The sequence below is a fragment of the Mycobacterium sp. 1465703.0 genome (assembly GCF_001672975.1).
Taxonomy (GTDB): Bacteria; Actinomycetota; Actinomycetes; order Mycobacteriales; family Mycobacteriaceae; genus Mycobacterium.
In genome coordinates, this window is record NZ_LZKU01000139.1 from 23,181 (window position 1) to 33,056 (window position 9,876).

Genomic DNA, 9,876 nt, shown 5'->3' on the forward strand with positions numbered 1-9,876 from the left:
CTCAGTTGGCCTCCCCGGACGGATGAGCTAGTGACACCGTGGTGCCACGGGCGACCGGGCCCAGCAGAAGCTCGGTGGCTTCGGTCGCGGGCGCGCCGGTGATCACGCCCAGCATGTTTCGTTCGTACTGGCTCCCAACGGGTCCCACGTTGCCCCCGAAAGAGGGGCTATACGACGCCTGCGGAATCCACGGCGCCTTGGGTGCCACCGGGGCGACCCACGGCTGGTGCTCCTGCGGCGCCGCCGGCGCCCCCGGCGACGGGTTATCCGGATTCGCACTCCCGGGTACCGGCGGCGACGGCGTAATCCCAGCGGGCAGTGGGGGATTGGGGTCGGTCAAGTTGGGATTCGGGTTGATCAGCGGCGGGCCGACCGCGACAAGATTTCCATCCGGACCGATCACGGTGCCCGGCGGCGGTGCCAGGTCCTTAGGCGGCTGATAGTTCTGCGGCAGCAGCACGTCGGGCAGGTCGGGTCGCACCGGAATCAGGGGTGCGGTAAAGCAGCTGGGCCCCTTCAGTTCGCCGTAATGCGGACAATCGGCACGTGTGTATGTAGAACTCGGCGTGAACGTCAGCATCGCCCGCATGTTGCCCAGGTTTGTCCGCGGGTTCCACACCTGTGTCATGAACTGGTTGGCCAGGTTGTCCAGCTTGGCGACGGCGGGCACGAAGTTGTTCGATTTCTGCGCCAAGATCCCGAGCACCGGCGTGAAATCGGTGGTGATCCGGACGAGTTGGTCGATGTGGTTGTCGAAGGACTGGCGCGTCGTGCCGACGGTGTAGTCGGCGCCCGACAGCAGCGAGGCCAACTGTCCGCGCGTCTCGGCGAAGGTCCGCATCGGTTCGACGGCCTGATGCAACGAATCCAGAAGGTCGGGGGCGGTCTGGGCAAGCCCGGTCGTCGCATCCAGCAGCGCGGATACCGTCGAAGGCCCCGCGTCGGTGCTGACGATCGAATTGAGTTGGTCGAGAAGACGATTCAACTGCGCGCCGGCGTTCAGCAGGGCGACGCGACGATGGTCCGTGGCCGCCCCCAAGGCGGCCAAGATGCCCACCGATCTGTCCTCGCGGCCGCGGCCGGCGGCCGCGAGCAGGTCACGCAACTTGCTCACCGTCGTCTGGAACAGCACGGTCGGCAATCGCCTGTCCTCCGAGATGTGGGCGCCGGCGTGGATGTTCATGCCCGGACCGTTGCCCACCAGCTGGACCGACGACACGGCGAAGACATTGCTGGGCACCACGCGTGCGGTGACATTGGCCGGAATCGACTTGGCGTATTCCTCTTTGAGGTCGATGTGCACATAGTTGGGCTTGCCGTGGGCCGCCGGGACGACGCCGTTGACCATTCCGACCAGCACGCCGTGGTATTTGACGTCAGATTTCTGCGGCAGGCCATCGCCCACGTTGACCAGATCGGCCACCACCCGAACGTAATCGTTCAGCCTGCCAGTGGATTTGACCAACATCGCCGCGGTGACCATGGCACTGACCAGTACAACAGCGATGCCGATACCGAACAGCTGGCGGTCAGAGGGCCCCCGGCCATCCAGCTCAAAGGAATTGGGCATTTTCCACCGACCTACCCACCGAACCTTGCGCCGGAGTCGACGCCCCACAGCGCCATCGTGAGCAGCATGTTGACGATGATCACCACGGTGATGCTGGCCCGCATGCCGTGTCCCGCAGCGACCCCGACACCCTCGGGCCCGCCGCTGGCGTAATACCCGTAGTAGCACTGGATGGTGGACGCGATCCACACGAAGATGACGGCTTTGATCAACGAATAGACGATGTCCTGGCCGGCCAGCATCAGCGTGAAGTAGTGCAGGTAAGACCCGGTCGAACCGCCACTGCCGATTCCCACCACGATCTGGGTGCTCAGATATCCGATCGCCAGGCAGGCGGCGTAGAGCGGCACGATCGCCGCCACCGAGGCGATCAGCCGGGTGGTGACCAGGTAGGGAATCGGCCGGATGGCGATCGATTCCATCGCGTCGATCTCCTCGGCGATGCGCATCGATCCCAACTGGGCGGTGAAGCGGCAGCCGCCCTGCATGGCGAAGGCGAGCGAGGCCATCAGGGGAGCAAGCTCACGGGTGTTCACCAACGACGAGACGAATCCGGTGGCGGGCCCCAGGCCGAGCAGGTCCAAAAAGTTGTAGCCCTCGATGCCGACAAGTGCGCCGACGGTCATGCCGAGCACCACCGCCACACCGGCGGTGCCGCCGCCCACCACGATCGAGCCGTTGCCCCAGGTGATGTTTGACAGCAGCCGCAGAAATTCGCCGCTGTACTGGCGCAGCGCGAGTGGCACGGCGACCAGCGCCCGGACGAAGAAGACCAGCAAGTGGCCGAGTCGGATGAACGGCACTCTGGCGCGGCGGTAGAGCCGGACAAGCGGAACCGAAATCGGTGCGAAGGGCTGATAAGCGGAGGCCGTCACGTCACAGCCCCGTCCTGGGCGACAACATGATGTAGAGCTGGCTGATGGCCACGTTGACGATCATCAACAGCAGGATCGCCTCGACCACAGCGGCATTCACGGAGTTCGCCACCCCGGTCGGTCCGCCCTTGGTGGACAAGCCTTTCTGGCTCGACACGATGGCCACGATGGCGCCGAACACGATCGCCTTCAGCAACGCCAACACCATGTCACCGGTGGTCGCGAACGAGGCGAAGGTCGACACGAAGCTGCCCGGCGCACCGTTCTGGAAGTACACGTTGAACATGTAGCTCGCGAAAAAACCGGCGAAACACACCACACCGGTGAGCGCCACCCCGATCATCACCGCCGCAGCAAAACGGGGCACAACCAGACGGCGGATCACCGAGACGCCCATCACCTCCATCGCGTCGGTCTCTTCGCGCATCGCTCGCGAACCGAGGTCGGCGGTGATGGCCGACCCGACCGCCGATGCCATCAGGACCGCGGCGACCAGCGAGGCGCCCTGCCGGATGACCGCGAGGCCGCTGGCCGCCCCGGCCAGAGACGTGGCGCCGACCTGGCCGGCCAGCAACGCGAACTGGATGGACAGGGTGACGCTGATCGGCAGTGACACCAGGATCGTCGGCAATACCGCGGTGCCGGCCATGAATGCGCCTTGCCGGACGAACTCCTGCCATTGGAAACGCCCGGTCACCAGGTCGAAGAAGAAATATTGGACTGTTCGTACGCCCAAAATGAACTGTCGACCTACCGTCGTCAGCGAGGCGACCGGGTGACGTTTGACGTAGCCCACGGACCAATTCCGGATGGCGGTAACGCCATCGAGTTGTGCCGTCGTCATTGCAGGAAGACCCGAGATCCGTCTAGCAAACACATGGCACAGGTCATCGCGTATCAGCTACCGGTCTCATCGGCGCTCTTCCCACCCCTAGTCCTGAGTGCCGAGCAAAAGCCATTGGGCAGCCGTCGACCCTTTATCCTTATTAAAATAGTGTCAACAAGCTCCAAGACTTTGCAGGTCATCGGTGTGTGCCGCATCACACTAGCGCACTTGATAGGGACTTTCAATAGTGTAGAGTCACTCATCTCAGTTCGTCGCTGGACGGCGCCGTGGGGTTCTAATGTCGGATTGACGAAGGTGATGGCATGCCCTCAGCAAACACCGCTTCGTTGCGAGACCGACGTCGCGCTGAGCTGCTGTCGCACATCCAGCAGACCGCGCACCGGCTGTTTGCCGAGCGCGGCTTCGAGGCGGTGACGACCGAGGACATCGCGGCGGCCGCGGGGATTTCGATCAGCACGTATTTCCGGTATGCGCCCACCAAAGAGGGTCTGCTCGTCGATCCCGTGCGGGAGGCGGCCGCCGAAATCTTGGGTTCGTACAGCGCGAGACCGCCGCAGGAGTCGCCGGTCGAGGCGTTGATTCAGCTGTTCGTCACGCGCGCCGGGGATGTCAGTGAGGTCGACGACCTCGATACCTGGCGCCTTGCCGTCGCCACCGCCCCCCATTTGTTGAGCAAATCCGTGTTGGTCAGCGAAACCGATCACCGAACGCTGATCGAGCGGGTCGCCGACCGGATGGGTGTCGATGCGAAAGACGACATCCGGCCCGCGTTGTTGGTCCACATCAGTTTGGCCACAGTGCAATTCGTCCTGGACGGGTGGCTGACCTCGGAGATCGCCGAGAGCCCACCCTTTCACGTGCAGTTGGAGGAAGCACTGCGGATCACACTCGCCGGATTCGAGTCACAAGGCGGCTCTCAATCCGGCTCGGGCTAAACCGCCGTGACTTTGCTCGCCGTCGCGTGAAACAATCGCTGGCCGTGAAGACCTTTGAGGATCTGTTCGCCGAACTGGGCGAGCGTGCCCGGACCCGGCCGGCCGGCAGCGCGACGGTCGCCGCACTGGACGGTGGCGTACACGGGCTGGGTAAAAAGATCCTCGAGGAAGCCGGCGAAGTGTGGCTGGCCGCCGAACACGAATCCGACGACGCGCTGGCCGAGGAGATCAGCCAGTTGCTCTACTGGACGCAGGTGTTGATGGTGGCGCGTGGACTGTCCCTCGACGACGTGTATCGGAAGCTATGACCATGCTGCGGGTTGCGGTTCCGAACAAGGGCACGCTGAGCGAGCCGGCCTCCGAGATACTCGCGGAGGCCGGCTACCGCCGGCGCACCGATTCCAAAGACCTCACCGTCATCGACCCGGCCAACCAAGTCGAATTCTTCTTCCTGCGGCCCAAAGACATTGCCATCTATGTGGGTTCGGGAGAGCTTGATTTCGGCATCACCGGTCGGGACCTGGTCGGCGATTCCGACGCACCGGTGCGCGAACGTCTGGCGCTGGGATTCGGCTCGTCGAGCTTTCGCTACGCCGCCCCGGCCGGGCCCGATTGGAAGATAGCCGATCTGGCCGGCAAACGGATCGCCACCGCGTATCCCAATTTGGTGCGAAAAGACTTGGCAGCGCGTGGTATTGAGGCAACAGTCATCAGGCTCGACGGTGCGGTGGAGATCTCCGTACAACTCGGGGTGGCCGACGCCATCGCCGACGTGGTGGGGTCCGGGCGTACCCTGGGTCTGCACAAACTGGTGGCCTTCGGCGAGCCGCTGTGCGATTCGGAAGCGGTGCTGATCGAGAGCGACCAAAGCAGTCAGACCGGCACGCAGGCTGCGCGCGACCAACTGGTGGCGCGAATCCAGGGCGTGGTGTTCGGCCAGCAATATCTGATGCTCGATTACGACTGCCCCCGCTCGGTGCAGGACAGAGCCACCGCGATCACGCCCGGGTTGGAGTCACCCACCATTGCGCCGCTGGCCGACCCGGACTGGGTCGCCATCCGTGCGCTGGTCCCGCGCCGCGGCGTCAACGAGATCATGGACGAGCTCGCAGCGATCGGTGCCAAGGCGATCCTGGCGTCCGATATCAGGTTTTGCCGGTTCTGATTGCGCACCCGGTGCAATGTCCGCGGCTGTGTTAGCGTCCGCCTCGGGGGACTGCCCGGGTTGGCGTGTGGGCCGTCCTTGCAATGTCGCCGGCTGTTCGTCTCGCAGGAGGGTCTTCCGTGACACACGCGCTTCTTGTCTTGTTGGCTTTATTAATTGGTGTCGTCGCCGGGCTGCGGTCGCTGACCGCCCCCGCCGTCGTCGCCTGGGCCGCGTTCATCGGCTGGGTCGATTTGCACGGAACCTGGGCGGCTTGGATGGCCAGCCTCATCACCGCGATCATCTTCACCGTTCTGGCCGTCGGCGAACTGATCAACGACAAGCTGCCCAAGACGCCGGCGCGTACCGCGCCGCCGATCTTTGCGGCCCGGATCGTCACGGGCGGGTTCGCGGGCGCGGTGCTCGGCGCGTGGCCGCACTGGACGTTCACCGCGCTGGGCGCCGGCGTCATCGGCGCGGTGCTGGGCACTCTCGGTGGCTACCAGGCACGCAAGCGTCTGGTAGCCGTGACCGGCGGCAGGGATCTGCCCATCGCGCTGCTCGAGGATGCCGTCGCAATCCTGGGCGGGTTCGCCATCCTGGCGGCGACGGGTCATCTGCTGACGGAGTACTTGTTGACGGCGGTTAAGTGACAGAACGTTTCGATGCGATCATCGTTGGCGCCGGGCAGGCCGGCCCGCCGCTGGCAGGCCGACTGACGGAAGCCGGGCAACGGGTCGCGATCATAGAGCGCAAGCTGATCGGGGGCACCTGCGTCAACACCGGATGCATCCCGACCAAGACACTGGTGGCCTCGGCGCACGCGGCCCACCTGGCGCGCCGCGGCGCGGAATACGGTGTGGGGACCGGATCGGTCAGTGTGGACATGGCCAAAGTCAAGGCCCGCAAAGACGAGATCATGCTCGGCGACCGCAAGGGCATCGAGGATTGGCTCGAGGGCATGAACGGCTGCACCGTTTTTCGCGGACACGCGGTTTTCCAGGATCCGCACACCATTCGGGTCGGAGACGATGTGCTGCACGCCGACCGCATCTTCCTCAACGTCGGTGGGCGCGCGGTGGTGCCCGACATCCCGGGCCTGTCCGATGTCGACTTCCTCACGAATGTATCGATCCTCGAACTCGACACGGTGCCAACACATCTCGTCATCGTCGGCGGCAGCTACATCGCGCTGGAGTTCGCCCAGATGTACCGGCGGTTCGGGGCCCGGGTGACCGTCGTCGAACGGGGTCCGCGACTGGCGTTACGCGAAGACGAGGATGTCTCGGCCGGCGTGGAGGAAATACTGCGGGCTGAAGATATCGACGTCATCGTCGGCGCTGACGATATACGGATCAACAAGAACGACAACGGATTTGAGCTGACCCCGCGTGCGGGTGCCGAGCCGGTGCATGGCAGTCACCTGCTACTTGCGGTGGGCCGGCGACCCAACACCGACGATCTCGGCCTGGACGCGGCCGGCGTGCAGACCGACGCCGGCGGCTACATCGTGGTCGATGATGAGCTCAAGACCAGTGTCGATCACATCTGGGCGATGGGCGATTGCAACGGCAAGGGTGCATTCACCCACACCTCTTACAACGATTTCGAGATCGTCGCCGCCAATCTGCTCGACGACGATCCGCGGCGGGTGAGCGACCGCATCCCCACCTACGCGCTCTACATCGATCCGCCGCTGGGCCGTGCCGGCATGACCGTCGATCAGGTCTTGGCGTCGGGGCGCAAGGCGCTGGTCGGCAAGCGACCGATGACCCGAGTCGGCAGAGCGGTGGAAAAGGGTGAAACACAAGGCTTCATGAAAGTCGTGGTGGACGCCGACACCCAGGAAATCCTGGGAGCCGCCATCCTCGGCGTCGGCGGCGACGAGGCCATTCACGGCATCCTGGACGTGATGTCGGCCAAGGCGCCCTACACCACGCTGTCGCGGACCATGCATATCCACCCCACCGTCAGCGAGCTCATCCCCACGGTCCTGCAGGAGCTCTCGCCGCTCGCCTAGTGGCGGAGGGTGTCGAGCAGGGCGGGCACCGCGATTAAACGCTAGGCTGCCGGTTCGGCTTGGTGCGAATCAGATTGTGCGTCAATGTGATCCGGCCAACCCGGGTAGGGCGGCGGTGTTCCGCCGAAAAGCGGGCAGTGCTGCTGGTGGGGACACCATTCACACAGCCGCGACTGGGTGGGGCGGAAATCGCCCGTTTGACCGGCGGATTGGATGGCCCGCCAGATCGCCATCAGTGTCTTCTCGAAGCGCAGCAGCTCATCGTGATCGGGCGTGTAGTCCAGCACCTGGCCGTCGGCCAGATAGATGAGCCGCAGCCGGGTGGGCTGAACCCCGCGCGACCGCAATAGCGCCACCGCGTAAAACTTCATCTGGAACATGGCCTTGAACTCGGCCAGGGCGCGGGCGGCCGGCGGCGCCTTGCCGGTCTTATAGTCGACGACCCGTAGCTCGCCGGTGGCTGCGACGTCGATCCGGTCGATGAATCCCCGCAGCAGCGTGCCGTCAGCAAGTTCGACCTCAACCCGCTGTTCGCAGCATTCCGGGTTGAAACGGGTCGGGTCCTCGAGCCGGTAGTAGCCGGCGAGCAATGCCTGTGCCTCGGCCAGCAGCTGGGTGTGCTGCGCCGGATCCAGCTCGGCGCTCATCTCGGGTGTCGCAGCGAGCAGCTGCTCCCAGGCGGGCTCCACCAGTGACATGGCGGTGTCGGGGCCGCGCTGTTCGGCGGGCAAGCCGTAAAGCTGCTGCAGGGCGGCGTGCACCAGCGATCCGCGCAGCTGCGCCGCCGACGGCGCCTCGGGCAACCGGTCGATGGCCCGGAACCGGTACAGCAGCGGGCACTGCTTGAAGTCCGCCGCCCGCGACGGCGACAGGGCCGGCCGGTACACCTGCCCTGCCGGGCGCCCCGCCGACTGGGGTGCCTCCGGCTGGACGATCATGTCGGCAGCCTAAGACTGGGCGCCGACAACCCCCAAGCACCTGCGGCGGCGAGTCGGCTGGCACGCTAGACCGCGTGTCCGTAACCGGCCCGTTCACAGTGGGCGAGCGCGTCCAACTCACCGACGCCAAGGGTCGGCATTACACGGTGGTGCTCACCGCGGGCGCCGAGTTTCACACCCATCGCGGGTCGATTCCGCACGACGCGGTGATCGGGCTCGAGCAGGGCAGTGTGATCAAGTCCAGCAACGGCGCCGCGTACTTGGTGATGCGGCCGCTGCTGATCGACTACGTGATGTCGATGCCGCGCGGGCCCCAGGTGATCTATCCCAAGGATGCCGCTCAGATCGTGCATGAGGGCGACATCTTTCCGGGGGCGCGGGTGCTCGAGGCCGGAGCGGGCTCGGGCGCGTTGACCTGTTCGCTGCTGCGCGCGGTCGGACCCGAAGGGCGGGTGACCTCCTACGAACAGCGCGCCGATCATGCCGAGCACGCCGAGCGCAACGTGTCGGTGTTTCACGGTGGTCAGGCACCCGACAACTGGCAACTGATCGTCAGCGACGTATCGGGCTCCGAGCTACCCGACGGATCGTTCGACCGCGCCGTGCTGGACATGCTGGCGCCGTGGGACGTCCTGGAGTCGGTCGCGCGGCTGCTGATCCCCGGCGGCGTGCTGATCATCTACGTGGCCACTGTCACCCAGCTGTCGCGGACGGTCGAGGCCCTGCGGGCGCAGCAGTGCTGGACCGAACCACGGTCGTGGGAGACGTTGCAACGCGGTTGGAACGTCGTCGGTCTCGCGGTCCGGCCGCAGCATTCGATGCGCGGACACACCGCCTTTTTGATCTTCACCCGACGGCTCGCGCCCGGGGTCATCGCGCCGGTGCCACTGGGCCGCAAACGCGAAGGCCGCGACGGCTAGTGGCGATCGCAAGCGCGGCGTAGCCGGGCGCGGCGGGTCGCCACCATCGGACCGTGGCGATCGCAAGCGCGGCGGAGCCGGGCGCGGCGGGTCGTCACCATCGGACCGTGGCGATCGCAAGCGCGGCGGAGCCGGGCGCGGCGGGTCGTCACCATCGGACCGTGGCGATCGCAAGCGCGGCGGAGCCGGGCGCGGCGGGTCGTCACCATCGGACCGAGGCGATCGTTAGCGCGGCCTAGCCGGCGCGGCGTAACTAGGCGATGTCCTCGCTCCGCACCAGTGATCGCCGCACCGACAGCAGCTCGAATTCGGGATGCGCGGCCACCAGTCGCTCGGCGGCATCCAGGACGTCGACGGCGTGGCCGCGGTCGCCGGACACCGTGGCGACGCCGATGCCCGCTCGTCGATACAGCTCGTGCGAACTCGTCTCGGCCGCCGACACGCTGAACTTGCGCTGCAGCTCCGCGACGACGGGACGAATGACCGACCGCTTTTGTTTGAGTGACCGAACGTCGCCCAGCAACACGTCGAACTCGAGCCAGCCGATCCACATGCTGCGGGTCAACCCGGCGGGTTCTGCTCGGTGGGCTCAGGGGCGGGAGCGGGTTCCGGCGGCGGTGGTGGGGC

Annotated in this window: 11 protein-coding genes; 6 read left to right on the forward strand and 5 right to left on the reverse strand. The window is 65.7% G+C overall.

Annotated elements, in window-relative coordinates; genetic code table 11:
• Nucleotide 1: 1 nt before the first annotated feature.
• From A5625_RS12490 to A5625_RS12500, 3 genes are read right to left on the reverse strand one after another with little or no spacing between them, the layout of a single operon-like run.
• Nucleotides 2-1,570, reverse strand: coding sequence for an MlaD family protein (locus tag A5625_RS12490; protein ID WP_066993718.1), 1,569 nt, complete (start codon nucleotides 1,568-1,570; stop codon nucleotides 2-4).
• 11 nt (nucleotides 1,571-1,581) lie between these two features.
• Complete coding sequence (locus A5625_RS12495; protein ID WP_066993721.1) at nucleotides 1,582-2,445, reverse strand: ABC transporter permease; 864 nt, start codon at nucleotides 2,443-2,445, stop codon at nucleotides 1,582-1,584.
• Nucleotide 2,446: 1 nt separating this feature from the next.
• Nucleotides 2,447-3,289 (reverse strand): ABC transporter permease, encoded by an 843-nt coding sequence (locus tag A5625_RS12500; protein ID WP_066993724.1) that lies wholly within the window; start codon nucleotides 3,287-3,289, stop codon nucleotides 2,447-2,449.
• A 305-nt stretch (nucleotides 3,290-3,594) separates the two neighbouring features.
• Here A5625_RS12500 and A5625_RS12505 point away from each other — a divergent pair, with 305 nt between their 5' ends.
• The 5 genes from A5625_RS12505 (at nucleotide 3,595) to A5625_RS12525 (ending at nucleotide 7,391) form a co-directional block, all read left to right on the forward strand.
• Nucleotides 3,595-4,227 carry a TetR family transcriptional regulator gene (locus A5625_RS12505; protein ID WP_066993727.1) on the forward strand — a complete coding sequence of 211 codons (633 nt, stop codon included), beginning with the start codon at nucleotides 3,595-3,597 and terminating at the stop codon, nucleotides 4,225-4,227.
• 26 nt (nucleotides 4,228-4,253) lie between these two features.
• Nucleotides 4,254-4,535 (forward strand): phosphoribosyl-ATP diphosphatase, encoded by a 282-nt coding sequence (locus A5625_RS12510; RefSeq protein ID WP_066993730.1) that lies wholly within the window; start codon nucleotides 4,254-4,256, stop codon nucleotides 4,533-4,535.
• Between the two features lie 2 nt (nucleotides 4,536-4,537).
• Entirely contained in the window at nucleotides 4,538-5,392 is an 855-nt protein-coding gene (gene hisG / locus A5625_RS12515) for an ATP phosphoribosyltransferase (RefSeq protein WP_066993751.1), read from the forward strand.
• A 119-nt stretch (nucleotides 5,393-5,511) separates the two neighbouring features.
• Complete coding sequence (locus tag A5625_RS12520; RefSeq protein ID WP_066993733.1) at nucleotides 5,512-6,024, forward strand: DUF4126 domain-containing protein; 513 nt, start codon at nucleotides 5,512-5,514, stop codon at nucleotides 6,022-6,024.
• The gene (locus tag A5625_RS12525; RefSeq protein ID WP_066993735.1) at nucleotides 6,021-7,391 is read left to right on the forward strand and encodes an FAD-containing oxidoreductase; all 1,371 of its coding nucleotides are present in this window, start codon (nucleotides 6,021-6,023) and stop codon (nucleotides 7,389-7,391) included. Before A5625_RS12520 ends, A5625_RS12525 begins: the two co-directional genes overlap by 4 nt.
• Before the next feature lie 41 nt (nucleotides 7,392-7,432).
• Here A5625_RS12525 and A5625_RS12530 read toward each other — a convergent pair whose 3' ends face one another.
• On the reverse strand, nucleotides 7,433-8,329 hold the full coding sequence (locus tag A5625_RS12530; RefSeq protein WP_066993737.1) for a RecB family exonuclease: 897 nt from the start codon (nucleotides 8,327-8,329) through the stop codon (nucleotides 7,433-7,435).
• Between the two features lie 74 nt (nucleotides 8,330-8,403).
• Between A5625_RS12530 and trmI the strand changes: the two genes are divergently transcribed.
• Nucleotides 8,404-9,249, forward strand: a complete 846-nt coding sequence (trmI, locus tag A5625_RS12535) for a tRNA (adenine(58)-N(1))-methyltransferase TrmI (protein WP_066993740.1) — start codon at nucleotides 8,404-8,406, stop codon at nucleotides 9,247-9,249.
• Nucleotides 9,250-9,502: 253 nt separating this feature from the next.
• Here the strand turns inward: trmI and A5625_RS12540 are convergent, their stop codons facing one another.
• Entirely contained in the window at nucleotides 9,503-9,802 is a 300-nt protein-coding gene (locus A5625_RS12540; RefSeq protein ID WP_066993743.1) for a DUF503 domain-containing protein, read from the reverse strand.
• Between the last annotated feature and the right edge of the window lie 74 nt (nucleotides 9,803-9,876).

Coding starts and splice junctions, on each gene's coding strand:
- hisG (WP_066993751.1), top strand. CDS start 4,538: ATGCTGCGGGTTGCGGTTCCGAACAAGGGCACGCTGAGCGAGCCGGCC.
- A5625_RS12505 (WP_066993727.1), top strand. CDS start 3,595: ATGCCCTCAGCAAACACCGCTTCGTTGCGAGACCGACGTCGCGCTGAG.
- A5625_RS12490 (WP_066993718.1), bottom strand. CDS start 1,570: ATGCCCAATTCCTTTGAGCTGGATGGCCGGGGGCCCTCTGACCGCCAG.
- A5625_RS12500 (WP_066993724.1), bottom strand. CDS start 3,289: ATGACGACGGCACAACTCGATGGCGTTACCGCCATCCGGAATTGGTCC.
- A5625_RS12540 (WP_066993743.1), bottom strand. CDS start 9,802: ATGTGGATCGGCTGGCTCGAGTTCGACGTGTTGCTGGGCGACGTTCGG.
- A5625_RS12530 (WP_066993737.1), bottom strand. CDS start 8,329: ATGATCGTCCAGCCGGAGGCACCCCAGTCGGCGGGGCGCCCGGCAGGG.